The organism is Roseovarius nanhaiticus, assembly GCF_900156535.1.
Taxonomy (GTDB): domain Bacteria; phylum Pseudomonadota; class Alphaproteobacteria; order Rhodobacterales; family Rhodobacteraceae; genus Roseovarius; species Roseovarius nanhaiticus.
In genome coordinates this window covers 397,194-422,837 of the sequence record NZ_FTNV01000002.1, presented here as the reverse complement: position 1 = coordinate 422,837, position 25,644 = coordinate 397,194, and the positions used below count along the sequence as shown (strand labels likewise).

Below are 25,644 nucleotides of genomic sequence, written 5' to 3'. Positions count from 1 at the left end.
ACCCGGCGGCAAGAAGAAATAATCACGCCGCAAGGCCGTGTGAGAATGACGCCGTCCCGGCACCGCGGGGCGGCGTTTTCGCGTCAGCCGTAGGTCGCGACCGGCGTTCCGGCGATGGCTGCCATGTTCAGAAGGCCGCGCGCGGTGATCGAGGGTGAGACGATATGCGCGCGGTTGCCCATGCCCATCAGGATCGGCCCCACTTCGAGGCCGCCGCCCTTCATTTTCAAGATATTGCGCACGCCCGAGGCCGCATCGGCATTGGAGAAGATCAGCACGTTGGCCGGCCCCTCCATCCGGTTGTCAGGCAGAAGGCGCGCGCGCAGTTCCTCGTCCAGCGCGGTGTCGATGTTCATCTCGCCCTCGTAGCAGAAATCGCGCGGCTTCGCGTCCAATAGCGCGATGGCGGCGCGCAGGCGCTTGCCCGAGTCCTCGCCCTGATTGCCAAATTGCGATTGCGAGCAGAAGGCGATCTTGGGCTCGATGCCGAAGCGGCGCACATGGCGCGCGGCGCCCATCGCTGTCTCGGCCAGATCTTCGGGCGAAGGGAAGACGCGCACATGGGTGTCCGCGATGAAGAGGGGGCCATCCTCGAGGATCATCATGCTGAGCGCGCCGTGCGGGTGGTGGTCTTTGTCGCTCAGCACCTGGCTGACGTAGTTCAAATGCCAGCGATATTCGCCGAACGTGCCGCAGATGAGGCTGTCGGCCTCGCCGCGATGCACCATCACGGCACCAATGGCGGTGGTGTTCGTGCGCATCACCGCCTTGGCGAGGTCGGGCGTCACACCGCGCCGCTTCATGATCTCGTGGTAGCTGGTCCAGTAGTCGCGGTAGCGCGGATCGTCCTCCGGATTGACCATCCGAAAATCGCGGCCGGGACGGATATCTAGCCCCATCCGCTCGCAGCGTGCCTCGATCACTGACGGGCGACCGATCAGGATGGGCTGCTCGCTGGTTTCCTCCAGGATTGCCTGCGCGGCGCGCAGCACGCGCTCGTCCTCGCCCTCGGCAAAGACAATACGGCGCGCGTCCTTTTTGGACGCCTCGAAAACCGGGCGCATCAGCAGCGCAGATTTGAAGACGGACGCGTCCAGCTTGGCCTTGTAGGCGTCCAGATCCTCGATCGGGCGCTCGGCCACCCCTGACTCCATTGCTGCGCGGGCGACCGCGGTACTGACGATCCCCGACAGGCGCGGATCGAACGGTTTGGGGATAAGGTAATCGGCGCCGAAGGTCATCGGTTCGCCCTGATAGGCCGCCGCTGCCTCGGCGGAGGTCGTGGCGCGGGCCAGCTCGGCGATGCCGTCGACGCAGGCGATCTGCATGGCGTCATTGATCTGCGTCGCGCCCACGTCCAATGCCCCGCGGAAGATGAAGGGAAAGCAGAGGACGTTGTTGACCTGATTGGGAAAATCGCTGCGCCCGGTGGCGATAATGGCGTCGGGCACGGCTTCGCGGGCGAGGTCGGGCATGATCTCGGGGGTGGGGTTGGCCAGCGCGAAAATGATCGGGCGCGGTGCCATCTTCTTCAACAGCTCGGCTTTCAGCACATTGGGGCCGGACAGGCCCAAAAAGAGGTCGGCGCCGTCGATCACGTCCTCCAGGGTGCGCAGATTGCTGGCTTGGGCGAATTCGGATTTTTGCGGATTCATATCCTCGGTCCGGCCCTCGTAGACCAGTCCGTGTATGTCGCACAGCCAGATATTCTCGCGCCGCACGCCCAGCTTGACCAGCATGTTGAGGCAAGCGATGCCCGCCGCACCGCCGCCGGTCGAGACGATCTTGATGTCCTCCCACCTCTTGTTAGCGACATAAAGCGCGTTGGTGGCCGCCGCGCCGACGACGATGGCGGTGCCGTGCTGGTCGTCGTGAAAGACGGGGATATTCATCCGCTCGCGGCAGATCCGCTCGACGATGAAACAGTCGGGCGCCTTGATGTCTTCGAGGTTGATCGCGCCGAAGGTGGGCGCCATGGCGCAGACAATATCGGCGAGGCGTTCGGGATCGGCCTCGTCCAGTTCGATGTCGAAACAGTCGATATCGGCAAATTTCTTGAAAAGGACGGCCTTGCCCTCCATCACCGGCTTGGAGGCGAGCGCGCCGATATTGCCAAGGCCCAGCACCGCGGTGCCGTTGGTGACGACCGCCACCAGATTGCCGCGGCTGGTATAGCGGCTGGCATTCGCGGGATCGGCCTTGATCTCGAGGCAGGCTTCGGCGACGCCGGGCGAGTAGGCGCGCGCCAGATCGCGGCCATTGGCGAGGGGCTTGGTCGCGCGGATCTCCAGCTTTCCGGGCTTGGGAAATTCGTGGTAATTCAGCGCCGCCTGTCTCAGCGTCTCGTTGGGATCGCTCATCCTGCCGCTCCTCGTTTATTATTGTTCAAGGGTGAACCATTTTGCCCTCGGGCGCGGGCAAGCCGGACCCACACTGCATCTTCGCGCGGATTTTCGCAATCGCTTAGCTGGGGCGGAAGCGCCCGCCGGTTGGTGCGGCGGCGTTGCGCTTGGGGCATTCATGCGCCAAAAAGGCGCCAACCCATGCCGGAGGATTCCATGCAAGAGCATCTCACTGTCGTCAAACACCCGCTGGTCCAGCACAAGCTGACCTTGATGCGCGAGAAAGACACCTCGACCGCCGTGTTCCGTCAACTCCTGCGCGAAATATCGCAGCTTCTGGCCTATGAGGTGACGCGCGAGTTGCCGATGACCACGCGCGAGATCGAGACCCCGATGCAAGAGATGGACGCGCCGGTGCTGGCGGGGCGCAAGCTTGCGCTGATCTCGATCCTGCGGGCGGGGAACGGCTTGCTGGACGGGATGCTGGAGCTGATCCCTTCGGCGCGGGTGGGCTTTGTCGGGCTTTACCGCGATGAGGCGACGCTGAAGCCTGTGCAGTACTATTTCAAAGTGCCCGATCAGATGGACAAGCGGCTGGTCATCGCGGTTGATCCCATGCTGGCCACCGGCAATTCCAGTGCCGCCGCGATCGACCTTCTGAAACAAGCGGGCGCGACCGATATTCGCTTCTTGTGCCTTCTGGCGGCGCCCGAGGGCGTGGCCCGCATGAAGGAAGCGCATCCGGATGTGCCCATCGTCACCGCGTCGCTGGACGACAGTCTGGACGAAAAGGGCTATATCCTGCCGGGCCTCGGCGATGCCGGAGACCGTATGTTCGGCACGAAATAAGGCGCGCGCCCCACAGCTTGCCTGTTTACTCGGCCCTTTAATTGGGGCAACAATATGGCACATCTTGTGGGGGCATTATGAAACTAACACGCGTTCTTGCGCTGGCGGTCATCGCCGCGTCAGCCAGTCTGGGCATCGCGCAGGTAGAGGCGCAGTCGCTGCGCGACGCCGGCCAGCCCGCTGAATTCCCGCCAAGTTCCTACACGGGGCGGCAATATGTCGACAGTGCCGGCTGCGTATTCGTGCGGGCCGGTATCGATGGCAATATCACGTGGGTGCCGCGTGTGACCCGTGCACGCCAGACAATGTGCAATCAGCAGCCCAGCCTTGCCGCGGCGCGCGCCGCAGAGCCGGCACCGGCGCCTGCTCCGGTGCGCCGCGCGCAGCCTCAGACGGAACCACAGGCGCAACCCCAGGCGCAGCCGCCGCGCCAGGTGGCCACGACTGCACCACAACCCGTCCCGCAGCGCGTGTTGCGGTCCACATCGGCGCAATCGGCGAAGCCACAGGTGCGTGCCGTGCGCCGCGTGCCAGCCCCAGCCCCCGCCGCCGTGCCACAGCCGGCACCCCGGCCGGCCCAGGCACAGGTGGCCAAAGCCGTGCCTCAACCCCAAGCCACGCCGGTTCGCCGGGTTCGGGCGGCACCCAAGGGCTGTGCGGGCGCCACCGGCGTTTCGGCGCGCTATAGCGGCACCGCTTCGGGTTATGCCGTGCGCTGTGGCCCGCAAACGGCAGATCACGTGACACGCGTTCCCGGCACTCAGGCCGTTCGCAGCGCGCCCCGCGCGATGGCCGCGCCGCAATATACGGCGCCTGCTTATACGGCCGCACCGCGCCCCACCGCGGTTCCGGCCTATGCGCCGGTGACGGCACCCGCCGTTCCGCGCTCGGCGGCGCAGCCGCAGGTCGTGCGGGTTGATCCCGTCACCACGCGCGTTGCACCGCGCCACGTGGCCCGATCGCAGGCCCGCGCGGCGCAAGGGGTCAGCATCCCCGAAGGCTACAAGCGCGTCTGGATGGACGGCCGTCTGAACCCGCACCGCGCGCATCAGACCTTCGCAGGCAAGGCGCAGATGGACATGATGTGGACGCAGACCCTTCCGAGGCGCCTGATCCTGACCGATAGCGGGCGGGACGTGTCGCGCAGCTATCCGGGTTTGATCTATCCCTATACCAGTTACGAGCAGCAACGCGCCGCGATGACCGCGCCCGCGACCGCGCAAGCCTATGGCCACGCGCAGCCGCGCGGCGTCATCTCGACCAAGTCGCGCCAGCCTGCGGCTGAGCCGGTGGCGAAGGTCTCCGCGCCCAAGGCGCGCGCCACCAATGCGGCCGGTCAGAGCTATGTGCAGGCGGGCGTCTATTCCAGCCGCGCGCAGGCCCAACAGGCGGCGCAGCGTTTGGCCGCTGCGGGCCTGCCCGCGCGTCTGGGCAGCCTGACCCGCGGCGGTCAGCGATATAGCCTGGTTCTGAGCGGTCCCTATGTCAGCGACGGCGCGGCGCAAACCGCGTTGTCGCGGGTGCGCGGCGCCGGTTTCGGAAACGCGCGCCTGCGTTGATCAATTGAACATGAATGGCAAGGCGCCGGGTCCGAAAGGGTCCGGCGCTTTGGTTTGCAAGGGCCGCGCTCAGCCGCCGCAAATGCCCTGCAAGCGCAACCAGTCGCCGTCGCTTAGCACCGGGGGCGGAGCCTCGGTGGCGAAGGGGTCTGCCTCGATCAGTGCCAGGGTGCTTTCGCCCGTCACGTCGCGGGCATAGGCGTAGGGTGCGGCGCGCACCGACCATGCCTTGAACCCTTCCAGAAGGGCCGCGTCCGAAATCGGCTGAAGCGGCGCATCGGCGAGCAGGTATTCGGCATAGCTGCGCAGGGCGGCATCGCCGGGATCGCCCGTTGTCAGCAGGCGGAACGCGGCGGCAAGCCCCGCGTGATCCAAAAGGCGGCCCAGCGGATCATGTGCGCGGGCGCGCAGACGCTCGGCCACGACATAGCCCGCCACCACATCGGGCTCTTCGTAATCCTCGACCAGCGAGCGGTGGATCAGGATCGTGCCACCCGGGAGGGTCGCAGTTCCGTCAACGCCGCCCCGCACCACCCGCAATCCGCCGGTGCCCCGCGTCGAGGGCAGGCGCTGTGCCAGCTTGGCCAGCGATTGCACGCCGCCCGGCGCGCGGCAGGGCGGGCCGGTCACGGTCTGCATCTCGCGCTCCAGCGCTGCGCCGATCTGTGCCCGCTTGACCGGCGGCACGACCCGCAGCGCATGATCACGCACCGCGCCGGGCAGCCAGAAGATCGCGAGGCCTCCGATGATCGCCGCAGAGGCCAATAGCATGCCCAGACGCAGGCGCCCGGGCTTCGGCCTTTGCCGCGCGATGCCCGTGCGCAGTTTTTCGATGGCATCGATCATCTGGCCCTCGCTCTCGGCTAGTTCCAAAGTTTCGCCGCTATCGCCATCGGGGTGATAGATCGCCGGAAGTACGCCCGAATTGGCACGGTTGACTGCGGGTATGGACCAATGGGTCAGGACCCGGTCGCGCATGTCCGTGATGACGAGCGTTGCATTGCCGACCGATACGACGACTTCGCGGCGCTGATCCTCGGGCGCGGCCCGCCACAGCCCCGATGCCTCGAGCCGCTGATATTCGCTGAGTGCCGTCATGCCTGCCCCTCGGGTCCGTCGCCCGCTTTTGACCGTGACACTAGCATGCAGCCGCGGCAGGCGGCAACGGCTGGCGCGCCGTTCGGGACTGCCGGCAGGGCGGGCAAATGGCAAAGCTTATGGCGCGCGTTATGCAACGGCTCGGCCACGTTCAGACGGGGTAGGTCAGCGTCATCTTATGCCTGCCGGATCTGCCCGCCAATCGATCCTTTCCGGGGGAGGCGACAAGCGTGGTCGCCACGAAGATCACCGAGAGTTTGGAGGTGAGAAATCTATGCAATACAAGTTTCTAGCAGATATATCGCCGTGTTTCGCGCACGCCAGGATGCGGGCCGTCGACGTCAGCCAAGCGGTGGCCGTCACGTATTCGGGCGTACGTCTCCGCATGCATGAGCAGCCCCGCGGGCTGACCCATTCAAACCGAACGCAGCGGGGAAATCAGGATCGCGCCACGGCCCGCATCGCAAGCAAGCAGGCGGCTTACCTTTGAAGTTGACGAAATGGGCTAAAACTTTTGTAAAAAGTGACACAGTGTCGCCATAATTGTTGTCGATTTTGAAACAAAGCGGATCGTTAACAATTTGGAGCATTTCACATGTCACGCATCTGGGCCGTCGGGCTTCTTGCTGTTGGGGCAATTGCGACGTTGAAAACCTACGTGGTTGTTCATTTCACGACGCTGAGCCTTTTTTCGGACCTGGCGATGATTTCAGGGCTATTCGTGCTCTTTTACGGCCTGACCGGCGCTGTTGCCTATTTCAGCTTTACCCAGTTGCGGGCCTATCTGGAGCGTCAGCGCAAGGAAAAGCTGAGCCCCGGAGCGGGCGAGCCTGTGGCCAAGGAAACCGTTATCCTGCGCAATGCGCCCGATTGGGGATTGTCACAAGCCGAGGCGGATGTCGCAATTTTCGTCGCAAAGGGTTTCTCGAACAACGAGATCGCGGAAATGCGCGGCTGCGCCATCGCGACGGTTAAATCACAGCTGGGCCGCATCTATCAGAAGTCGGGCCTCGAATCCCGGTACCAACTGATCGCTTTTGTGACCGATGAAGTCTGCTCGATGGCGACAGAGCAGCGCAGCGATAAAAAACAGGTGATGACCCAGGATGCGCTGCCGCTTGCCGGTCGTGCAAGATCCGCCGCCTGACCAACCTCTTGCAGGCTGCACCGAAGAGGCCGGTCCGACATGGGCCGGCTTTTGCCGTTCTGGCATAGCGGCTGCGATCTAGCGCACCAGGCGGATCGGCTCGCAATGATGACCCGTCAGCGTCAGCTCACCCGCGCCGAGTTCGAGGCCCGTGGCAGCGAGGATGGCATCAAGCACGCCATCAACAGGGGACGCCACACCCGACAACAGCCGGCCTGGCAGCAATGTCAGCAATGTGTCGATCAACGGCGTCGCAAGACCCGCGATCAGCCCTTCCTGCCCCGGCTTGACACGGAGTTCCAACTTGCCAGGCGACAGCAGGTCACCCACGGCGGACGAGAGTAGATTGCCCGAGCCAAAGGTCCGGGACGTTGCGCCATTCGCCACATCCTCGTGCGTGAAGCTGATCGTTTCTGTTCGGGACTGCCCCACTTTCACGTGCGAGCGTGCCTGGATCGCGATGCCCGGTATCTTGATGTCCGGCAAGAGCGGGATTGCGATGACGATGTTGACGTCCAACAGATCCGCGAAGCCGAGTTGGGCAGGATTGGCCGGGCCGGGCGTCTCGGGAAGCGTGCCGAGGTAAAGCGCCGCAACGGAGGTGCCGTTCGAGGGATGAAGCGGCGTGGGGCCGGTCCGAAACTGTGCTGCCACGTCTTGGGGCTGCGCCCGATTGCAGCTGATCTGTTCCAGTGTCGCGGCCGATCCGGCCAGCTCGGTGTGGATGGGCAAATGAACCGACGCGACCTGGACACCGACGCCGAGGTTGCCCAGAAGGCTGGGCTGAACCGAGATGTCCGAGCGCAAGCGCACAGCGGCGCGGTGCAGCTGCACGCCCTCCTCCCCCAGTGCGATCCAGCCTGACCGCGCGGGCGGCTCGCCCGCTGTCAGAGCGGTCTCGACGCTCAGAACGCCGGGGAGGGTCACGTTGGTCTCGAGGTTGAGTGCGTCGCCCGCCGTTTCCGTTGCCACCAGGCTTTTGACCACGTCGAGGGCCGAGATCTCGATCTGGGAAAGGAAGTCGGTGGCCGTCAGGCCCAGATCGGTGTCAATCCCGCCAACCAGCGACGACACGGCGAAAGACGCATCCCCAACCGACGAGGCAAGCCCGCCGAGGCGGCTGGCCAGACCTTGTGGCAGCGTGGATTGCAAGGCTGCGATCAGATCGCGCCCCGATGTCACGGCATTCAGTATATCGGCGGGGTTCGCGCCCGCCGGAACACCCAGCGCGCCAAGCAGCGTTTCAAGATCTACATTTGCACCGGCCAGCGCCGTCATGTCCCCCAGGCTCAGCGTGGCTGAAACGCCGAACTGCTGCGCGAGGAGTTCATTCAACGCGGCACCGTCCAGATGAACGAGGTGACTGGTCAAGGAAAAGCTGGCCGCGCCCGTGCGCGATGCGATGGCCGTGCGATCCAAAGTCACATGGGTCTGGTCGGTAAAGATGCGTGCGAAGTGCAGGGGCGCGTCATGGCGCAGCACGACGCGCGCGGCATTGATGCCGGCGCTACCCTCTGGCAGAGCGGCAAAGCGATCCTGCGGCGCGATGGCCGGGTTCCGCAGGAACCGGCCGGTCTGCAACACATCCAGCGTCTCGGAGGATCTTGCATTGCCGCTCAGGGCCTGGGTCGCGCGGGATGCCGCGTTCTCCGGCTTGGCGACCACGCTCATCACAGTAAGATCGCTGACCGATTGAAGCTGCGCCCTTTCACGGTAGAGCCATGCGATGTCGACGCCGAATGCGACAAATCCCAGAAGGACAGTCAAAAGAAGGGACACGATGACTGCGACTGCGCCATCGTCGTCCTTGGCGAAGCGGGCGAGAAGGTCAGTAGGCAAGATACGCACTCCCGTCGATCGAGGTGATGCCGAGGCCCAGGAATCCATTGGCAATGTCCAGCAGCGTGCCGTCGACCGCGTAGCTCACAGTCACGGTAATCCCGGCAGGATCGGCGCCCTGGTAGGCAATAATGGGTGTCAGCCCGTCCTGAACGAGCAAGGGATAGCGCTCGCTTGCCTCGGACAGGTAGGTGTCGGCCAGCAACATGCGCTCGTTTGCATCGAGACCCGCAGCCGACGAGCGTGCTGCCCCGCTTGCCAATTGGGTTACCGAATGGCTGATACCCATGAAATAGCCAAGCGTGACGATACCGAACAAGAGGCCGAAAAGGATCGGGGCGATCAGCACGAACTCGACGGCCACGGCGCCGGACTGATTTGCTCTGAAAGAGGTCAGCAAGCGTTTCATTGGCCGCTAGCCTCCCTTCAGGATGTTGTCGAAGACGCTCAGCGCTGCAGGGCCGACCAGCACTACGAAAACGGCGGGCATGATGCAAAAAATCAGGGGCAGGGTCATGATGACGGGCAGGCGTGCGGCCTTTTCCTCGACCGCCATCAGGCGGTTCGCGCGCTGCTCTTCGATCAGGGTGCGCATGGCGCGGGAAAACGGCGTGCCATAGGTGTCGGACTGGTCCAATGTCTGCGTGAAGACGCCGATCTCGGGCAGCGGCACGCGGATGTTCATCTTGTCATAGGCCGCGCGGCGGTCGTTGGTCATCCGCATTTCGGACACCATTTGCAGGACTTCCCCCGCGATTTCCGGATTGGTCGCCTGCAATTCCGTCGCGACACGCTGCAGCGCGGGTTGCGGGCCCAAGCCTGCCTCCGAGGAAATGACCAGCAATTCCAGCATATCCGGAAAGCCGCGCCGGATCCGGGCAAGGCGCGTCTTGCGCTTGCGGTCCACGACGAAATCCACGGATTTAGACATGCCAAGGGCTACGGCGATCACTTTGGCGACCGGGAAAATCATGCCCACGCCGATGGGTGTCGTCACCAGAACCCAGGCCAGACCACCGATCAGCGCGGCACTGGGCAGCACGCTTTTGAGAAAGGCGTAGATCAGCAGGGCATCGCGGCTGCGGAACCCGGCAGACGATAGATCATCCGCCGTCTCGCGTGCCTCGCCTCCCAGCACCGCCGACAGACGCTCGCCCATGCGCGCCACCAACCGCCGCAATTGCGCGCCCGCGTGGGCAAGGCTGCCGCTTTGACGGCCCACGCGGCTTTCCCGGCGCGCCGGGCCGGTGCCATTGACGCGGGACAGGCGCAATGTCAGCCGCGTGCGGTCCCGTTCGGTTTGCAGCAAGGCCGCGAGGCCCAGGATGAACATCACCAAACCGCCAAAGGCCAGCCAGACGAAATTCTGCATCAGTTGATCAGACATCGAGCTTGCCCATTCTTGCCATCATGAACACGCCCAGGCCGATGCTGGACACTGCCGCGATCGACATCACGCGGCCGCGCGGATCGGCATAGAGCGGCTCCAGATAGGCGCCGTTCATGATCGCGAGGGCGAGGGCGACGGCAAAGGGCAGGGACGCGAGGATCATCGCGCTGGCGCGCGCCTCGGACGATAGCGCGCGGGCCTTCTTGCGAAGTTTGCGCCGCTCGCGCAGCTGGCCCGCCAGGCACTCCATCGTCTCGATCAGGTTGCCGCCGGTCTCGGCCTGCAGCGATGTGGCGACCGAGAAAAAACTGACTTCCGCGGTCGGCACCCTCCTGGCCAGCCTTTCGAGGCTGTCGGCAAGGGTTTTGCCCATGCAGATCTCATCGTGGCACCGCGCGAATTCACGCTGGACCGGGCCGCTGGCCGTCTCCACCACGATGGCGAGTGAGTCCGAGACAGGCCGACCCGCCCGCAGGCCACGTGCAAAGACGTCGAGCGTTTCGGGAAGCTGAGCGGTGAAGGCCGCGCGATACCGGGCCTTGGCAATGCGCAGGACAAGGATCGCGGCCAGAACCGGCAGCGCGATGACGAGGGGCAGCGCAACGAGTGGATGCAGTTTCAGCACCAGCACACACAGGGCATAAAGCCCAAGCGCCCCGAGCGAGAGTTGCACCATAAGCTCGGTCAGGCTGGTCCTCAGATTGGTCTGCTCCAGATGCCGCTCGATCCGCGCGGAAAGGCTGTGCTTGCCCCCTTTTGCGGCTGATTTCTGGCGCGTCTTGGCACTGGCGCGCACAATGTCCGCGCGTGCCCGCTGCAATCGCGCCTGATGGCGGCGCCGCTGGCGATCTGCCTGAACCAGAAGCGACAGGGTCAGCCCCGCAAAAACAACGGCACCGACCACAAACAGTATGAGCGTCATCGGCATGCCTTAACCTCCCAGCAACGTGTCGAGGTCATTGCTGACGCCGTATTCTGCCGCCCGCTTGGCGAATTTCGGGCGGTAGCCGGAATACTTGAACGCGCCCTTTACCTCGGTGCGTGTGCTGCTTGCGTCAGTGTCGTACGTGAAAAGCTCCTGCAAGGTGACGGTGTCCCCGGCGAGACCTGCGATTTCAGAGATCGACGTGATCCGCCGTTTGCCGTCACGCATGCGCGAGACCTGCACGATGAGATGCACGGCATCGGTCAACTGGCGGCGCACGACGCCATTTCCAGGCGCGAACCCCGCCAGGGCCGCCATGCTTTCGACGCGGGTCAGTGCCTCGCGCGGAGAGTTGGCGTGCAATGTGCTCATTGATCCGTCATGGCCGGTATTCATCGCCTGAAGCAGGTCCAGCACCTCGTCGCCGCGAATTTCGCCGATGATGATGCGGTCCGGACGCATCCGCAGGGCATTGCGCACCAGCGTCCGCATTGTGACCTCGCCCGTGCCTTCGACATTCGGCGGGCGCGTCTCGAACCGGACGACATGCGGCTGTTGCAGGCGCAATTCGGCCGCGTCCTCGATGGTGACCAGACGCTCGCCTGCTGGAATGAATTGCGACATCGCATTCATTAGCGTCGTCTTGCCCGAGCCTGTTCCGCCCGAAATCAGGATGTTGAGACGCAGGAACGAGGCCATTGCCAGAAGTCCCGCCATCTGGGTGCTGAGAGTGCCGCCCGCGACAAGCGCGTCCAGCTTGACCGGGTTTTTCGGGAACTTGCGGATCGTGATCGTCGGTCCGTCGATCGCCAGGGGCGGCACCGCGACATTGACGCGGCTTCCATCCTTGAGCCGGGCATCGACCATTGGCTGGGATTCGTCGATGCGGCGCCCGACTGCGCTGACGATGCGGCTGGCGATGGCAAAGACATGCGCGTTGTCACGAAACGTGATGCCCGTCATTTCCAGCTTTCCACCACGCTCGACAAAGACCTGCTCGGGGCCGTTGACCATGATGTCCGTCACGCGGTCATCCGCCAGCAACGCCTCAAGCGGGCCAAGGCCCAGCATGTCTGCGAGAACCGCACCGACCAGATCATCGACTTCGCGCCCGTTCAGGTGCATCTTGCGATCTTCCGAGAGGGTACGAATGGCGCCGTGGATCTGCGCTTCCTGCTCGGGGCGGGTCTCGCGTGCCAACTCGGAGAAGTCGAGGACTTCGGACAGCGCCTTCACGACCTCGTTGGACATATTCATCAGGTTGGACGAGGGCGCAGGGGCAGCTGGGGCCGGGGACAAAGACCGGGGCGGGGCTGCCGGCGGTATCGCGGATCTCTGCGGTGCGGGTGCTGGCGTGGGCTTGGGGGCAGGCGTCAACGCCGGTGTCGGGGCTTTTGCCTCCAGCGTTGCGGTGGCATCGGCCAGGATCTCGCGCTGAAGCGCGAGCGGCCAAGGCGAGCTGGCATTTTCCACCACGTAGCTGACGGCGACATTGGCACGCTCGGAGGCAGAAAGGCCCTCGGCGTCGATCTGTTTTGCGATCTTGAGTACCTGGGCCAAGGCGTCGTGCCGCAGGCTTTGCGGGAAATGCATGGTCATCCGAACATCCTTTTCAGCATCGCGCGTTGTTTCGTCTGTGCCTTTTGAGGGGCGTCGGCCGTTGCCGCCTTCCAGATGGTGCGCACGGCCTTTGCATAGGGCCCTCTTGGCTGGCACTGGATCAGGGGCCGTGCGGCGCGGTGCGCGCGTATCAGGGGGGCGTCACTTCGGGGCAAGGTTGCGGCTATATCGCGCCCGATGGTCGCGCCAACCACCTTCGGCGACAGGGCGGCATCACGGCGCAGGTCAGACAGGACAGGAAGGATGCGGATATCAGGCGCTTCGGCGTTGATCCTTTCGATGAGGCGGGTCGCGGCATTCACGCCGGAAAATCCACTGGGGATGACAAGTGCGACAGCGTCGAACTGCGCCAGCAGCTCGGGATGGCGCATCATCACGTCGCGGGGAAGATCGGTAATCACGGCGCCGAAACACGCACGTATTGGCGCGATCACCTGTGAGAGCCCCGTCTCGTACGACAGCGCATCCTGCCCGTTGCGGACTTGGTGAGAATAGAGCGCGAGACCATCATTCAGGTGGTCCATCGTGGCACGGATGAAAGTTTCGTCGATCCGGTCAGGCGCGTTGAGCGCCTCAAAAAGACCGGCGGTTCCGTCGCGATCCAGATCAATCGCTTGCGAGCCGAACTGCAGATCCGCATCCAGCAACGCCGTGCGAAGCTGTGCGCCCTTGGCACTTGCCGCGTGGAAGGCGAGGTTTTGGGCCAAAAGGCTGGCGCCGACGCCGCCCTTGCAGCCCAGGACGGCGATCGACGGGCTTGGTGCGGGCTGCGAGGCAGTCTCGGTCTGGGCAGGGCCCTTGGGCTTGATGGCAAGGATGTCATCTGCGTTGGCGGGCAGGGTGAAATATTCCAGTGCGCCGGCATTGCGCAGCGCCCGATATGTATCGATGTCCGTATGCTCGCCCAGCAAGATGACACCGACGCCGGAGGCCGACATCTCGGTCACGCATTCGCAGGCCATCGATACCGGAATCTTGCCGATCTCGGCCAAAACGATCTGCGCGCTTGCGACATCGGCACAAAGCCGCGCCGCCCCGCTCAGGCCGCCGCCATGCACGGCGCCGTCCGGCCTGCCGCTCCGCTCCAGAACCGTGCGGGCCAGCTCTGCCCCTTGGTCTGTGCAGACGTAGGCGGCGAAGGGGGCGATACCTTGCGATGTGGATGTGTCGAACGGCATGATCTCTGTCCTGGGTGAGGGGGGTGATGCGGCGTGCGGTGGCAATCGCCAGCGCACGCCACTCTTGGGCGCCGGGCTTAGCCGTCCGACGGCTCTCCGGTGATGCCCGCCGCCGTGAGCGCACCGCTCATTTCGGAGAACCCCTCATTGGTCTGGTTGCCAAGGGTCGCGACCGTGCCGACGATAACGGCGCCGACAAGGGCTGCGAACAGGCCGTACTCGATTGCGGTGGCGCCATCCTCGTCCTTTGCAAAGGTGCGGGCGGCGATCTGGATTGTCTTGCGTGTCAGTTTCATGGGGTGGTCTCGCTTTCGTTTCAGGTTGTGGGTGTCGGGAACGTTGGTGAACGAGACAGAACTTCACCCGAACGAGGCGTTTTGGAAATCAGTCCAAGGTCGCAAGGCGGCGGCGGTAGTACGAAGTTTGAGCTTTTTCATACCAAGGTCGTACGAAGTGAGACCAGATTGAGGCCAAGCGCAGCGCCGATGATGGTCAAGATGTGGCGCGATCAATGCGAGGGAAAATCCGGCGGTCCGCGCGGGATCCTTTGGCGCTGTCGGACGGGGGGGCAAGCTGTCCGCGTCACGGCAAAAAACGTGAAATCTGCGGTCGGAGCGCGGCTGGGAATCTCTGATACAGCTGAACCGATTCCGTTGAGAGACTCGATTCTACCCCGATTATTGCAAGGGTCTGGCGCGTCAGATTGCGCGCAATCAGCGGCGCTGGGCGTCACGCGATAGCGCAGCACCGGCTTCCTCCAAGGTTGACGAGAGCGGCCCGTCCATGTCAAGCGCGCGGCTTTCATGACGCATCCCGGCTGGTTGACGCCGGGATCAGCCGGAGGAAGGACCATGGCACTCACCCTGCGCCGCAACCGCGACGGCGATCTTACCCCGTTGGCCGCGATGTTGCGGAATGCGGACATCCCGTTGCTGAACCCAAATGCCAAAGTGCCCTTCGACGAGGTGGAATGGCGCAATAAATGGCTGGGCGACCGCGAAGATGTCTCTTTCTATTTGTCGGATGTCGCCGGTCAGGATGTCGGATTTTTCGCCCTTCGGGAAGGCATCGGGCCAGAGGTGCGGCACCTCACCTATGTCTATCTGGCCGAAGAGGCGCGCGGCGGGGCCGCCGCGGAGCTGACGGAGCGGGTAGAGCAGGCGGCGCTGGAGCTTGGCGCGCTGGTGCTGACTTTGAAGGTGGAAACCGACAACGCGCCCGCTTTCAACGCCTACCTGTCCGCCGGCTACGAGGAGTTGTCCCGCCGCCAGGGCATGGCGCTGATGCGGTTGGACCTGGAGACGCGGCAAGGCGCATAGACGCGTGACAACACGCGTCGATTTTCGCGTGATGGCTGGGCCGGAAATGGGCGTTCAAGGTGGTGCTGAAATCAAGGGTCTGCCTTTCCGCAATGTCGGCACAGCGGCGCTTGGCCCAGGGAAGGTTTTGTTACCTGTCGCATCTACCCTTGGGGCTTTGGAATTCTCGCCTCCGGCGGGAGTATTTTTCCGAACAGTGAAAGGGCGCCCGGCGGCGGGGGTGGCGGGGCGCGGTCGGATGCGCTAGCGATTGGCAAGCCCATGCGAGGATCCATTATGCAGCAGCCGCCAGTCAAAATCGCCGTCAACGGGTTTGGCCGGATCGGACGCGCGATCTTGCGCATCCTTTTGGCCGGGCGCGCGGATGTGGAGCTGGTACTGATCAACGAGATCGAGCCGCTGGCGACCTGCGCCTATCTTTTTGAATATGACAGCGTCTATGGCACCTGGCCGGGCGAGGTGCGGGCCGAGTCCGGGGCGCTGGTCGTCGATGGGCGGCGCGTGCCGTTTCATTCGGTCGCCGATTTGCGGGAGCTGGACCTGTCGGGCGTGGATCTGGTGCTGGAATGCACAGGCATGGCCGGCAAGCGCGCCATGGCCGAGCGGGGCATCGCCGCGGGCGCGCGCGCCGTTCTGGTCTCGGGGCCGTCTGCCGAGGCGGATGTGACGCTGGTGCTGGGTGCGAATGAAGGTGATCTGGCGGATCAGAGCATCATTTCCAACGCCTCCTGCACCACCAACGCGCTGGCGCCGCTGGCGCGTCTTTTGGACGAGGCGTTCGGCATTGTGTCAGGGCAGATGACCACGGTGCATTGCTATACCGGCAGCCAGCCTACGGTGGACAAGCCGCGCGGCGCGCTGGAGCGCAGCCGCGCCGCGGCGCTGTCGATGGTGCCCACGACCACCAGCGCGCATGGGCAGATGGCGCTGGTCCTGCCGCATCTGGCGGGCCGGATCGAGGCGCGCGCGATCCGCGTGCCGACGGCCAGCGTCTCCTGCATCGACCTGTCGGTGCGGCTGCGCGAGGCGGCAAGCGTGGAGGCGGTCAACAGGTTGCTGCAGGCCGCGTCGGAGACGGGGTCCCACGCAAATGTTTTTGGCTGGACCGAGCGGCCGCTGGTGTCGTCGGACCTGCGCGCCCGGCCTGAATCGATCATCATGAGCGGGCTTGAGACATCAGTGGCCGAAGGCGGTCTGACGCGCGTGTTCGGCTGGTACGACAATGAATGGGGGTTCAGCTGCCGGATGCTGGATATGGCCACCCGGATCGGGGCGCGGCGCTAGGGCGGCTCAGAACCAGGGTTTGAAATTCGCCTCGAAATCGGCCTGCACCTGCGCGTGGTCGTATTCCGTCTGCACCCAATCCTCAAAGCCGATGCCGGTCTCAGCATGGCGCGCCTCGTAGAGATCGAGGATGTAGTCCAGCACGCCGGTCCGCGAACGTTTGACATGCAAGAATCGCAAACCCAGCATCTTGCGCGCTTCGGAAACGGGCCGGCCCTCGATGACCATCAAGTAGATCGCCGAGGCAAACCCGGCGCGGTCGGCGCCAGATTTGCAATGCATGACGAAAGGCCGCTCGATGGTGCGAAACGCCTCGATCAGCGCCGCGATATCGGCGGGCGGCACGGCATAGCGGGCGTGCAGCGTGACATCGACCAGCGTCAGGCCCAGTGCAGCGCAGCTTTCCTTTTCGGTGAGGTAATGCGCAGCCCCGGCGGAGCCGCGCAGGTTGAGGATCGACTTGATCCCGCGGGCCTTCATCGCGGCAAAACGTTTATGCGTCGGATGGTTCGAGCGCCAGACGCCCGGCGCCACCTCGAATTCGTTGGTCCAGAGGCCGCGCAGGATCGCGTGATCGAACCACAGGTTGTAGATATGCGCGCGGCGCCGGTTCTCGGGGGTCGAGAGATCCGTGTTGTAGGACTGGCGCAGGTCACGCTCCCACGTGGCCAGACGTTTGAATAGGGACATGCGGGCCTCGGGCGCTGCGTCGGGAAATGTGGGTGTATCGGCGCGCCGCGATTTAGGCAAGCGGGGCAGGGTGGATTGACGCCGCGCGCGGGCGGCGTAAAGGTGCGCGGGATAGAGCAAGGCGAGGTAAGGCATGGCGATTTCGGACACTCAGGGCGCGCTGGCGGGCGGGCGATCCTATCTGGCCATTCCCGGCCCGTCGGTGGTGCCGGACCGGGTGCTGAACGCCATGCACCGCGCGTCGCCCAATATCTATCAGGGCGGGCTGATCGACATGGTCGACACGCTTATCCCAGATCTCAAGCGCGTGGCGCGGACCAAGGCGCATGTGGCCATCTACATCGCCAATGGACATGGCGCCTGGGAGGCGGCCTTTGCCAATACCCTCGCGCCGGGCGATCGCGTGCTGGCGCTGATTTGTGGCCGGTTCGGCCAGGGCTGGGCGCAGATGGCGCGGGATATGGGCCTGGATGTCGAAGAGCTGGATTTCGGGCGCGCATCGCCCATCGATCCGGCCCGTGTCGAGGCGGCGCTGCGGGCTGACAAGGAAGGGCGCATCAAAGCGGTTCTGGCGACGCATGTCGATACTTCGACCTCGGCGCTCAGCGATATGTCCGCCCTGCGCGCGGCCATGGATGCGGCGGGACACCCGGCGCTGCTTATGGCCGATTGCATCGCGTCCTTTGCCTGCGACCGGTTCGAAATGGACGAGTGGGGCGTCGATATTCTGGTGACGGGCAGCCAGAAGGGGCTGATGATGCCGCCGGGCCTCGGCCTGGTCTTTTTCAGCGAGAAGGCGGCGCAGGTGCGGCGCGGCCTTGCCCGCGTCAGCCCCTATTGGGACTGGACGCTGCGCGCGAACCCCGATGAATTCTACCAGTATTTCTTCGGCACGGCGCCGACGCATCACCTTTATGGCATGCGCGCCGCGCTGGACATGATCCACGATGAGGGGGTCGAGGCGGTCTGGGCGCGGCATGACCGGCTGGCGCGTGCGATCTGGGCGGCGTGCGAGGTCTGGGCCGAGGGCGGCGCGCTGAAGATGAACATCATCGATCCGGCGCAGCGGAGCCGCGCCGTCACTGCGCTGTCGCTGCCTGCTCCGAAAGCAAGCGATCTGCGCGCCTGGCTTGAGGCGAATGCGGGTGTGACGCTGGGCGTGGGCCTTGGCTTTGCCATGCCCAGCGAGCCTGCGTGGCACGGGTATTTCCGCATCGGGCATATGGGCCATGTGAACGCCCATATGGTGTTGGGTGTTCTGGGCAGCATCGAAGCGGGGCTGGCGGCGCTGGACATTCCGCACGGGTCAGGCGCTGTGGGCGCCGCGGCGGCGGTGATCGCCAAGGGCTGATGCGGGCCTAGCCCCGCGCGTCGCTCAGGGCGCCGGGCAGGGCGGCGGCGAAGAGGGCCAGATCCTCGTCCCGCCCGCAGCTGACGCGAATGCAGCGATCCTGCGGCGCGACGAAGGGCATGCGCGCGAATATCCCGCGCGCGGTGAGGCCGGCCAGAACGGCGCGGGCGAAGTCGCCATCGCGGCCACAATCAATCGTGACGAAATTGGTGGCCGACGGGAGGGCGGTCAGCCCGTTCTCGGCGGCGATCGCGGCAATGCCGTCCCGCGCGCGGGCCACGGAGTGCTGCACATGCGCCAGCCAGCCGGTATCATTCAGCGCGGCCAGCGCGCCCGCCTGCGCGATGCGCCCGATGCCGAAGTGATTGCGGATCTTGTCGAACTCCTTGATCAGCGGCGCCGCGGCCAGCGCATAGCCGATCCGCGCGCCTGCCATGCCATAGGCCTTGGAGAAGGTACGCATGCGGATGACGCGCGGATCGTCGATGGCAATCGGCGCCAGCGCCGCCTCGGGTGCAAACTCGATATAGGCCTCGTCGAGGATCAAGAGGCACCCCTTCGGCAGCTTGTCCAGCGCGTCGGCGATATCGCGGCCCACCCACCAACTGCCCATCGGGTTGTCGGGATTCGAGAAGTAGACCAGCTTGGCATCCACCTCGGCGGCGCGGGCGATCAGCGCCGGCAGATCCTCGCGGTCGTCGCCGTAGGGTACCTTGTGCAGAGTGCCGCCAAAGCCTGTCACGTGGTAATTGAACGTCGGATAGGCGCCGTCCGAGGTGACGACCGCATCGCCCGGCGCAACGAGCAGGCGCACGAGATAGCCCAGAAGGCCGTCGATCCCCTCGCCCATGACGATATGCTCCATCGCCGTGCCGTGCAGTGCGGCCAAGGCGCTGCGCAGATCATGGCTGGCCGAGTCGCCATATTTCCACACGTCGAGGGCTGCCGCCTGCATCGCCTCGATCGCGCGGGGCGAGGGGCCGAAAACGTTTTCGTTCGCGCCCAGCCGTGCGCCGAACGAAAATCCGCCCGCGCGCTCCTGCACTTCGGGTCCGACGAAGGGGACAGAGGCGGGCAAGGACTGGATCAGCGGTGTGGTGCGTGCATGTGACATGGCGCCAGATAACGGCATGCCGTGCGCGGTTGCAAGACGGGCCGCGCGCAGCCTAGAGGCCGACATCCAGCATCGCGCGCGCCAGATGCGGAACGTCATCCACGCCCAGACCCGCGATATTGATGCGGGCGTCGCGCGTCATGTAGATACCGTGATCCTCGCGCAGCTGCGTCACCTGCGCCGGGCTGGCCCCGATCATCGAGAACATGCCGCGATGCGCGGTGATGAAGTCGAAGCGGTCCGAATTGCTGCGCGCGCGCAGCGCCGCCGCCAGCGCGCCGCGCAGGGCAGTGATCTGCCCGCGCATCTCGGCCAGCTCGTCCTGCCAATCGCGGCAGAGCGCGGGATCGTCCAGCACCATCTGGGCCAGCCGCGCGCCGTGGTCGGGCGGAAAGGAATAGGTCTGGCGATTGAGATGTGTCATCGCGCCCTGCGCCAGCCGCTGCGCCCGCGCATCGGGCGCTTGCACAAGCAGCGCACCGACACGCTCGCGGTAGAGGCCGAAATTCTTGGAGCAGGACACGGCGATCAGCACTTCGGGGCAGGCGGCGCAGACCGCGCGCAGACCGGCGGCATCGGCGTCGATCCCGTCGCCAAGCCCCAAATAGGCCAGGTCGATCATCGGAACCGCGCCCGCGGCGTTGATCGCGCGGATCAGCGCCTGCCAGCCTGTCGCGTTCAGATCGGCGCCCGTCGGGTTATGACAGCAGCCATGCAAGAGCACGACATCGCCCTCGCGCAGCTGCGCCAGATCCTGCAGCATGCCGTCCATGTCGATGCCATGGCTGGCCGCGTCGAAATAGCGAAAGGGCACGGCCTCCATGCCCAGATATGCCAGAATGCTGAGATGGTTGGCCCAGGTCGGATCGGTGTGAAAGACCCGCGCATCGGGCCAGGCCATGCGCACCAGATCAAAGCCAAGGCGCACAGCCCCGGTGCCGCCGGGCGTGGCGATGGCGGCAATATGCGCGCCCCGCTCGTCGTCGAGGACGAGGGTTTGCATGGCGCTCAGAAAAGCGGAATCGCCCTCGAGGGCCGTGTAGGTTTTCGTCGTCTCAGTGCTGTTTAGCCGCTCCTGCGCCTGCCGCACGGCGCGCATGACGGGCGTGTTTCCGCTTGCATCGCGATAGACACCGACGCCCAGATCGACCGTGTGGGGCCGGGGATCGGCGCGCAGCTGCTGCATCAGTTGCAGGATGCCGTCGGGCGATTGCTCCGGCAGGTATTCCAGCATGGCCTTCAGGCGTCGCCGGTGGCGACGGGCACCGTCGGAAAGGCGCCCCATTCCGCCCAGGAGCCGTCATAGAGCGCGCCGCCCTCATGCCCGATCCGCGCCAGCGCCAGATTGATGACCGCCGCCGTGATGCCGGACCCGCAGGTGGTGATGACCGGCTTGGTCAGATCCGCGCCCGCCGCGTCGAACACGGCGCGCAAGTCGTCCGGCGCCTTCATCGTGCCGTCCTCGCGCAGCAACTCGGTATAGGGGACGCTGCGCGAGCCAGGGATGTGGCCCGACCGCAGGCCGGGACGCGGCTCGGCCGCCTCTCCGCGAAAACGGGGCGCGGCGCGTGCATCCAAAATGGTGTGATCGCCCAGTTTCGATGCGGCGGCGACCTGAGTGACGTCCTTGACCAGGTGGTTCTGGCGCCGCGCGGTCATATGGCGGTCGCGCACGATCGGGGGCATGTCCTCGATCTCGCGGCCCTCGGCCTGCCATTTGGGCAGCCCGCCGTCCAGAACGGCGATGTCCTTTTGGCCCATCAGGCGAAAGAGCCACCAGACCCGCGCGGCCGAGAAGAGGCCATGGGTGTCATAGACCACCACCTGATGACCGTCGCCCACGCCCATCGCGCGCAGGCGGGACATGAATTTTTCCGGGCTGGGCGCCATATGCGGCAGTTCCGAGCGATGATCGCTGATATCGTCGATGTCGAAGAACCGCGCGCCGGGGATGTGTGCCGCCTCATATTCGGCGCGTGCATCGCGGCCCGTGCCGGGCAGGAAGGTGGTCGCGTCCAGAATGCGCAGATCCGGATCCTTCAGATGCGCGGCCAGCCAATCGGTGGAGACGAGGATTTTGGGATCATCGGCAGACATGGATCAGCCCCTTTTATGACAACGCACCATTAGGTCCCACTTACCTATAACCGCCCCGGCGCCGAGGCAAGCAGCCCGTCATTTGGTGGATTTGCGCGCCTTGCCGCCCTTTGCGGCCCGAGACAGGAGCAGGGTCAGGATGGCCACAACCGCACCGCCCGCAACCGCGCCGGCGACGACGTGCCACAGAATAATCGGCCCCGCGGCCTCGCCCGGACCGATCGCGCCCAGCGCCCACCACGCGCCCAAACCGCCCAAGATACCCAAGGTCGTCGGCGGCCAGCGCCCCGGCACGCGCCGCATCAGCGTGCGCACCACAATGCCGCCCACCGCGCCCGCCATCATGGCAGCCAGCATTTCCATCAACGGTGCTCTTTCAGCAGGCGCTGCTTCTGGCGGCCCCAGTCACACTTGGCCTCGCTCTCGCGCTTGTCGTGGTTCTTCTTGCCCTTGGCGATGCCGATCTTCAGCTTCGCAAGGCCGCGATGGTTGAAATAGAGGACCAGCGGGACCAGCGTCATGCCCTTGCGCTGCGTGTCGTTCCACAGCCGCGCCATCTCGCGCTTCGATACCAGCAGCTTGCGCCGGCGCTTTTCCTCATGGCCGAAGGTCTTGGCCTGCGCGTAGGGGGCGACATAGCTGTTGACCAGCCACAGCTCATGCTCGTCCACGGTGGCATAGCTTTCGGCGATGTTGGCGCCGCCGAGGCGCAAGGATTTCACCTCGGAGCCTTCGAGGATGATACCGCACTCGATATCGTCCTCGATCGCATAGTCGAAGCGCGCGCGCCGGTTTTCGGCGATCACCTTGTAATTCTTGTTCTCATCAGTCTTGGCCATGGGGCCGATCTAATCACGCGCCGTGTCCAAGTCCAGCCCGGACGCCCCCGGAGCCGAAAAGTCGGCCCAAATCATCAATAGATGCGGCGATCGCCATAACGGCGGATACACGCGGCTTGGCCTCACATTCGCGTGGGTCATATTGACTTGGGGCCGCTTGATTTCATCCTTAAAATCATACTGCAAAATGCACGCCTCACCGCAATCGCCCAAAGGGAGGACGAAACCATGACCAAAACACCGATGACCCGCCGCACCTTGCTCGCCACCGGCAGCGCCGGATTGGCCGTCGCGGCATCCGGCCTCGTCTCGCCCTTGCGCGCCGCGACCGTGGCAGCGACGCCGACGATGCCCGGCGGCGCCAACAATTACCTGCCCGGCGCCCCCATCGTCGAGCGGATCGGCGGCGGCGGCTTCTGGATGACCGGCACGGTGCGCCGCGCGGGCGACGGCGCCCCCCTGGCCGGGCAGCGCATTCAGATATGGGCCCACACGACTGAGGGGCACGAGCGCGATCCGCACAGCCACGGTGCCACGCTTACGGACGAAAACGGCGTCTTCCGCATGGAAATGCCGCAGATCGTGCCCGCCTTCGGGCAGGCGCATGGCCATCTGGCCTATGACAGCGACGATTTTCAGACCGTGTTTCTGCGGCCTATCATGAGCAGCGCCAGCGACACGAGCCTTGAGGCGCATTTCGTTCTGCAGCCGGCCTGACCGGGGCCGATGTCCAGATCTTCGACTGGGCCTTTCAGGGGCCGTAATGCTATGAAATGGGCGGCCCTCGCTCTGGTAATAGCCGTTCCGATCGCCTTCGCGCTGACCAGCCCGCTGCTGGCATGGCGCAGCCCCATCTATATCGCGGCGGGCATCGCGGGCGTCGTCGGGCTGGCGCTTCTGCTGGTGCAGCCGCTTTTGGCGCGTGGCCTCTTGCCTATGCATGCGATGCGACAGCGCCGGGCGCATGCTTGGGTCGGCGCCGCGCTGATCCTGACCGTCTTGGTCCATGTCGCGGGGCTGTGGGTCACCAGCCCGCCCGATGTGATCGACGCGCTCACCTTCACCTCGCCCACACCCTTCTCGGCCTGGGGCGTCATCGCGATGTGGGCGGCCTTTGCGGCGGCCCTCTTGGCGGCGCTCAGGCGGCGTCTGCGTGTGTCGCCGCGCAGGTGGCGGCTGGGGCATACCGCCCTTGCGCTGATCGTGGTGATCGGCAGCGCCGTTCATGCCCTGTTGATCGACGGCACGATGGAGAGCGTGTCCAAGGCGGTGCTCTGCGCGCTCGCCGTCATCGCCGCGCTCTACGCCGCCGCGGGGCTGCGCCCCAGGCGCCGCTGAGCGCGGATCAGGCGGCCCCGGTCAGCGGCACGCGGCCCAGCAAATGAAACCGCCCGGCGCGGTCCTCGCCCATCAGGCTCAGCGCGTCGATCCGGAAGGGCCGGGGCAGAAGGGGCGCCAGAAACGGCGCAAGGGCCGCCCGCACCTCCTCGCGCGCGCTATCCTCCAGCCGGGCGGTCAGCGTGACGTGAAACCGGTAGCGCTCCATCACATGCGGATACCCCCAGCGGCGTATCAGGGCTTCGGCCTCGGGCGTCATGCGCCCGCGCCGCGCCATTTCGGCTTCGGTCAGCGGGGCGCGCAGCGGATCGAGCGCATGCACGGCGTCGGCTGCCAGCGCTGATACCGCGCGCTCGTCGCCGTCAAGTTGCAGACAGAGAAACCGGCCCATCCGGGCCAAGGCCAACCCATCGGCCTGCACCGGCGCAGTCCTCGCCGCAAACGCCTCCAGCGCCGCGCGTGCATCTGATTCACTGGCTCCCGGCGCCAAGCAGAACGGCGCTTTCAAGGTCGCATGCAGCCCGTAGCGATCCGGCCCCTCGGTCAGCACGGCCAGGCGATCCTGCGAAATGCCGGGCATTCCGGCGCGCTGTATGGATTGTCCAGCAGCCGGATCCCAGCCCAGCCACCCCGCACCGAAGCGCGCAAGCGGACCCGGAGCGGGCGTCCAATAGATGGCGTAGCGCCGGTATCTGCCGCCCTGCATGGCGCACCTTTCCTTCCGCGGTCGATCCATTATTGAAATGACAGACGCGGGCTGTTTTGCAAATCCCATGCCCCTTGATGGCCCGCACGTCCATTTCTTCTTGCCGAAAGTATCCCCGCCGGAGGCACTTTTCCCTTTTGGCGCAGCGCCCGTTGACTCTGCCCCAATCCCCGATATAAGCGCGGCTTCATTGGTGTTGGTGGCCCCCGCAAGGGGATGCCTGTCAGGAGCAATCCAAAGGACAACGCCCTTCGACAACGCAAAGAAGGAGATCAGCCGTGACAAAACGCACGTCTGCCAAGTACAAAATTGACCGCCGTATGGGTGAAAACATCTGGGGTCGCCCCAAGTCCCCGGTGAACCGCCGTGAATACGGCCCCGGCCAGCACGGTCAGCGCCGTAAGGCCAAGATTTCCGATTTCGGCCTGCAGCTGCGCGCCAAGCAGAAGCTGAAGGGCTACTACGGCGATCTGACCGAGAAGCAGTTCAAGCGCATTTACTCCGAAGCGGCCCGCGTCAAGGGCGACACCGGCGAGAACCTGATCGGCCTGCTCGAGCGTCGGCTCGACGCCGTCGTTTACCGTGCCAAATTTGTTCCCACCATGTTCGCCGCACGCCAATTCGTGAACCACGGCCATGTCAAGGTGAACGGTCAGCGCGTCAACATTCCCTCCTACCGCGTGAAAGAGGGTGACGTGATCGAGGTCCGCGACCGCTCCAAGCAGCTGGCCGTCCTGCTCGAGGCCGTCCAACTGGCCGAGCGCGACGTGCCCGATTACGTGGATGCCGACCACTCCAAGATGACCGCGACCTTCGTGCGCACGCCCGGCCTGTCGGATGTGCCCTATCCGGTCATGATGGAGCCGAACCTCGTCATCGAATTCTACGCACAGAACTAAAGCGCCGCTTTTCCTCTGTGCTCTGCGAAGATTGGCCGCGCCGGGAAACCGGGGCGGCCT

General features: G+C 65.1%; 25 protein-coding genes. 9 read left to right on the top strand and 16 right to left on the bottom strand.

Going from position 1 to position 25,644, the window contains the following annotated elements; all coding sequences use genetic code 11:
• Positions 1-83 precede the first annotated feature (83 nt).
• Complete coding sequence (locus tag BW975_RS12235) at positions 84-2,360, bottom strand: NADP-dependent malic enzyme (protein WP_076534395.1); 2,277 nt, start codon at positions 2,358-2,360, stop codon at positions 84-86.
• A 198-nt stretch (positions 2,361-2,558) separates the two neighbouring features.
• Between BW975_RS12235 and upp the strand changes: the two genes are divergently transcribed.
• Both upp and BW975_RS12225 read left to right on the top strand, forming a co-directional pair.
• Complete coding sequence (upp, locus tag BW975_RS12230) at positions 2,559-3,191, top strand: uracil phosphoribosyltransferase (RefSeq protein WP_076534786.1); 633 nt, start codon at positions 2,559-2,561, stop codon at positions 3,189-3,191.
• Positions 3,192-3,268: 77 nt separating this feature from the next.
• Positions 3,269-4,750 carry an SPOR domain-containing protein gene (locus BW975_RS12225; RefSeq protein ID WP_083687096.1) on the top strand — a complete coding sequence of 494 codons (1,482 nt, stop codon included), beginning with the start codon at positions 3,269-3,271 and terminating at the stop codon, positions 4,748-4,750.
• Positions 4,751-4,819: 69 nt separating this feature from the next.
• Here the strand turns inward: BW975_RS12225 and BW975_RS12220 are convergent, their stop codons facing one another.
• Positions 4,820-5,848 (bottom strand): M48 family metalloprotease, encoded by a 1,029-nt coding sequence (locus BW975_RS12220; RefSeq protein ID WP_076534393.1) that lies wholly within the window; start codon positions 5,846-5,848, stop codon positions 4,820-4,822.
• Between the two features lie 595 nt (positions 5,849-6,443).
• On the opposite strand from BW975_RS12220, the gene BW975_RS12210 reads away from it, so the two are divergent.
• Positions 6,444-6,995 (top strand): helix-turn-helix transcriptional regulator, encoded by a 552-nt coding sequence (locus BW975_RS12210; RefSeq protein WP_076534389.1) that lies wholly within the window; start codon positions 6,444-6,446, stop codon positions 6,993-6,995.
• Positions 6,996-7,073: 78 nt separating this feature from the next.
• On the opposite strand, the gene BW975_RS12205 is transcribed toward BW975_RS12210, so the two are convergent.
• The 7 genes from BW975_RS12205 to BW975_RS12175 form a co-directional block, all read right to left on the bottom strand.
• On the bottom strand, positions 7,074-8,834 hold the full coding sequence (locus tag BW975_RS12205) for a pilus assembly protein TadG-related protein (RefSeq protein ID WP_076534387.1): 1,761 nt from the start codon (positions 8,832-8,834) through the stop codon (positions 7,074-7,076).
• On the bottom strand, positions 8,824-9,243 hold the full coding sequence (locus BW975_RS12200) for a TadE/TadG family type IV pilus assembly protein (RefSeq protein WP_076534385.1): 420 nt from the start codon (positions 9,241-9,243) through the stop codon (positions 8,824-8,826). Before BW975_RS12200 ends, BW975_RS12205 begins: the two co-directional genes overlap by 11 nt.
• Before the next feature lie 6 nt (positions 9,244-9,249).
• Positions 9,250-10,221 carry a type II secretion system F family protein gene (locus BW975_RS12195; protein WP_083687094.1) on the bottom strand — a complete coding sequence of 324 codons (972 nt, stop codon included), beginning with the start codon at positions 10,219-10,221 and terminating at the stop codon, positions 9,250-9,252.
• Positions 10,214-11,146, bottom strand: a complete 933-nt coding sequence (locus tag BW975_RS12190; RefSeq protein ID WP_170846606.1) for a type II secretion system F family protein — start codon at positions 11,144-11,146, stop codon at positions 10,214-10,216. The genes BW975_RS12195 and BW975_RS12190 overlap by 8 nt, the downstream gene beginning before the upstream one ends.
• A 9-nt stretch (positions 11,147-11,155) precedes the next feature.
• Entirely contained in the window at positions 11,156-12,748 is a 1,593-nt protein-coding gene (locus tag BW975_RS18355; protein ID WP_272482022.1) for a CpaF family protein, read from the bottom strand.
• Positions 12,745-13,947, bottom strand: a complete 1,203-nt coding sequence (locus BW975_RS12180; protein ID WP_076534381.1) for a CpaE/TadZ family protein — start codon at positions 13,945-13,947, stop codon at positions 12,745-12,747. Before BW975_RS12180 ends, BW975_RS18355 begins: the two co-directional genes overlap by 4 nt.
• Positions 13,948-14,024: 77 nt before the next feature.
• On the bottom strand, positions 14,025-14,243 hold the full coding sequence (locus BW975_RS12175; protein WP_076534379.1) for a Flp family type IVb pilin: 219 nt from the start codon (positions 14,241-14,243) through the stop codon (positions 14,025-14,027).
• A 555-nt stretch (positions 14,244-14,798) separates the two neighbouring features.
• On the opposite strand from BW975_RS12175, the gene BW975_RS12170 reads away from it, so the two are divergent.
• Both BW975_RS12170 and BW975_RS12165 read left to right on the top strand, forming a co-directional pair.
• Complete coding sequence (locus tag BW975_RS12170) at positions 14,799-15,266, top strand: GNAT family N-acetyltransferase (RefSeq protein ID WP_076534377.1); 468 nt, start codon at positions 14,799-14,801, stop codon at positions 15,264-15,266.
• 276 nt (positions 15,267-15,542) lie between these two features.
• Positions 15,543-16,550 carry a type I glyceraldehyde-3-phosphate dehydrogenase gene (locus BW975_RS12165; protein ID WP_076534375.1) on the top strand — a complete coding sequence of 336 codons (1,008 nt, stop codon included), beginning with the start codon at positions 15,543-15,545 and terminating at the stop codon, positions 16,548-16,550.
• A 6-nt stretch (positions 16,551-16,556) separates the two neighbouring features.
• Here the strand turns inward: BW975_RS12165 and BW975_RS12160 are convergent, their stop codons facing one another.
• Complete coding sequence (locus BW975_RS12160) at positions 16,557-17,390, bottom strand: tyrosine-protein phosphatase (protein WP_335743500.1); 834 nt, start codon at positions 17,388-17,390, stop codon at positions 16,557-16,559.
• Here BW975_RS12160 and BW975_RS12155 point away from each other — a divergent pair.
• Positions 17,374-18,591 carry a pyridoxal-phosphate-dependent aminotransferase family protein gene (locus tag BW975_RS12155; RefSeq protein ID WP_076534373.1) on the top strand — a complete coding sequence of 406 codons (1,218 nt, stop codon included), beginning with the start codon at positions 17,374-17,376 and terminating at the stop codon, positions 18,589-18,591. The two genes, BW975_RS12160 and BW975_RS12155, sit on opposite strands and share 17 nt — an antisense overlap.
• Positions 18,592-18,598: 7 nt before the next feature.
• Here the strand turns inward: BW975_RS12155 and BW975_RS12150 are convergent, their stop codons facing one another.
• From BW975_RS12150 to smpB, 5 genes are all read right to left on the bottom strand, one after another.
• A complete protein-coding gene (locus tag BW975_RS12150; RefSeq protein WP_076534371.1) occupies positions 18,599-19,705 on the bottom strand; it encodes a pyridoxal phosphate-dependent aminotransferase in 1,107 nt (368 codons plus the stop codon).
• Positions 19,706-19,757: 52 nt separating this feature from the next.
• Positions 19,758-20,939 (bottom strand): amino acid aminotransferase, encoded by a 1,182-nt coding sequence (locus tag BW975_RS12145; protein ID WP_076534781.1) that lies wholly within the window; start codon positions 20,937-20,939, stop codon positions 19,758-19,760.
• Between the two features lie 5 nt (positions 20,940-20,944).
• Positions 20,945-21,802 carry a 3-mercaptopyruvate sulfurtransferase gene (sseA, locus tag BW975_RS12140; RefSeq protein WP_076534369.1) on the bottom strand — a complete coding sequence of 286 codons (858 nt, stop codon included), beginning with the start codon at positions 21,800-21,802 and terminating at the stop codon, positions 20,945-20,947.
• Between the two features lie 78 nt (positions 21,803-21,880).
• On the bottom strand, positions 21,881-22,165 hold the full coding sequence (locus BW975_RS12135; protein ID WP_076534367.1) for a hypothetical protein: 285 nt from the start codon (positions 22,163-22,165) through the stop codon (positions 21,881-21,883).
• Entirely contained in the window at positions 22,165-22,641 is a 477-nt protein-coding gene (smpB, locus tag BW975_RS12130; protein ID WP_076534365.1) for an SsrA-binding protein SmpB, read from the bottom strand. The genes BW975_RS12135 and smpB overlap by 1 nt, the downstream gene beginning before the upstream one ends.
• Positions 22,642-22,869: 228 nt before the next feature.
• Here smpB and BW975_RS12125 point away from each other — a divergent pair, with 228 nt between their 5' ends.
• Together BW975_RS12125 and BW975_RS12120 are read left to right on the top strand one after the other, a co-directional pair.
• Positions 22,870-23,358, top strand: coding sequence for a peptidase associated/transthyretin-like domain-containing protein (locus BW975_RS12125; RefSeq protein ID WP_076534363.1), 489 nt, complete (start codon positions 22,870-22,872; stop codon positions 23,356-23,358).
• A gap of 51 nt (positions 23,359-23,409) precedes the next feature.
• Positions 23,410-23,979 carry a ferric reductase-like transmembrane domain-containing protein gene (locus tag BW975_RS12120; protein ID WP_076534361.1) on the top strand — a complete coding sequence of 190 codons (570 nt, stop codon included), beginning with the start codon at positions 23,410-23,412 and terminating at the stop codon, positions 23,977-23,979.
• A gap of 7 nt (positions 23,980-23,986) precedes the next feature.
• Here the strand turns inward: BW975_RS12120 and BW975_RS12115 are convergent, their stop codons facing one another.
• Positions 23,987-24,685: a DUF1045 domain-containing protein gene (locus BW975_RS12115; RefSeq protein WP_076534359.1), complete on the bottom strand. Its 699-nt coding sequence runs from the start codon at positions 24,683-24,685 to the stop codon at positions 23,987-23,989.
• 278 nt (positions 24,686-24,963) lie between these two features.
• On the opposite strand from BW975_RS12115, the gene rpsD reads away from it, so the two are divergent.
• Positions 24,964-25,584: a 30S ribosomal protein S4 gene (rpsD, locus tag BW975_RS12110; RefSeq protein ID WP_076534357.1), complete on the top strand. Its 621-nt coding sequence runs from the start codon at positions 24,964-24,966 to the stop codon at positions 25,582-25,584.
• Positions 25,585-25,644: the final 60 nt, after the last annotated feature.

Excerpts from the sequence above, each read along its gene's own strand:
- BW975_RS12235 (WP_076534395.1), bottom strand. The coding sequence starts at position 2,360 with ATGAGCGATCCCAACGAGACGCTGAGACAGGCGGCGCTGAATTACCAC.
- upp (WP_076534786.1), top strand. The coding sequence starts at position 2,559 with ATGCAAGAGCATCTCACTGTCGTCAAACACCCGCTGGTCCAGCACAAG.
- BW975_RS12225 (WP_083687096.1), top strand. The coding sequence starts at position 3,269 with ATGAAACTAACACGCGTTCTTGCGCTGGCGGTCATCGCCGCGTCAGCC.
- BW975_RS12220 (WP_076534393.1), bottom strand. The coding sequence starts at position 5,848 with ATGACGGCACTCAGCGAATATCAGCGGCTCGAGGCATCGGGGCTGTGG.
- BW975_RS12210 (WP_076534389.1), top strand. The coding sequence starts at position 6,444 with ATGTCACGCATCTGGGCCGTCGGGCTTCTTGCTGTTGGGGCAATTGCG.
- BW975_RS12200 (WP_076534385.1), bottom strand. The coding sequence starts at position 9,243 with ATGAAACGCTTGCTGACCTCTTTCAGAGCAAATCAGTCCGGCGCCGTG.
- BW975_RS12195 (WP_083687094.1), bottom strand. The coding sequence starts at position 10,221 with ATGTCTGATCAACTGATGCAGAATTTCGTCTGGCTGGCCTTTGGCGGT.
- BW975_RS12190 (WP_170846606.1), bottom strand. The coding sequence starts at position 11,146 with ATGACGCTCATACTGTTTGTGGTCGGTGCCGTTGTTTTTGCGGGGCTG.
- BW975_RS18355 (WP_272482022.1), bottom strand. The coding sequence starts at position 12,748 with ATGACCATGCATTTCCCGCAAAGCCTGCGGCACGACGCCTTGGCCCAG.
- BW975_RS12180 (WP_076534381.1), bottom strand. The coding sequence starts at position 13,947 with ATGCCGTTCGACACATCCACATCGCAAGGTATCGCCCCCTTCGCCGCC.
- BW975_RS12175 (WP_076534379.1), bottom strand. The coding sequence starts at position 14,243 with ATGAAACTGACACGCAAGACAATCCAGATCGCCGCCCGCACCTTTGCA.
- BW975_RS12170 (WP_076534377.1), top strand. The coding sequence starts at position 14,799 with ATGGCACTCACCCTGCGCCGCAACCGCGACGGCGATCTTACCCCGTTG.
- BW975_RS12165 (WP_076534375.1), top strand. The coding sequence starts at position 15,543 with ATGCAGCAGCCGCCAGTCAAAATCGCCGTCAACGGGTTTGGCCGGATC.
- BW975_RS12155 (WP_076534373.1), top strand. The coding sequence starts at position 17,374 with ATGGCGATTTCGGACACTCAGGGCGCGCTGGCGGGCGGGCGATCCTAT.
- BW975_RS12150 (WP_076534371.1), bottom strand. The coding sequence starts at position 19,705 with ATGTCACATGCACGCACCACACCGCTGATCCAGTCCTTGCCCGCCTCT.
- BW975_RS12145 (WP_076534781.1), bottom strand. The coding sequence starts at position 20,939 with ATGCTGGAATACCTGCCGGAGCAATCGCCCGACGGCATCCTGCAACTG.
- sseA (WP_076534369.1), bottom strand. The coding sequence starts at position 21,802 with ATGTCTGCCGATGATCCCAAAATCCTCGTCTCCACCGATTGGCTGGCC.
- BW975_RS12135 (WP_076534367.1), bottom strand. The coding sequence starts at position 22,165 with ATGGAAATGCTGGCTGCCATGATGGCGGGCGCGGTGGGCGGCATTGTG.
- smpB (WP_076534365.1), bottom strand. The coding sequence starts at position 22,641 with ATGGCCAAGACTGATGAGAACAAGAATTACAAGGTGATCGCCGAAAAC.
- BW975_RS12125 (WP_076534363.1), top strand. The coding sequence starts at position 22,870 with ATGACCAAAACACCGATGACCCGCCGCACCTTGCTCGCCACCGGCAGC.
- BW975_RS12120 (WP_076534361.1), top strand. The coding sequence starts at position 23,410 with ATGAAATGGGCGGCCCTCGCTCTGGTAATAGCCGTTCCGATCGCCTTC.
- BW975_RS12115 (WP_076534359.1), bottom strand. The coding sequence starts at position 24,685 with ATGCAGGGCGGCAGATACCGGCGCTACGCCATCTATTGGACGCCCGCT.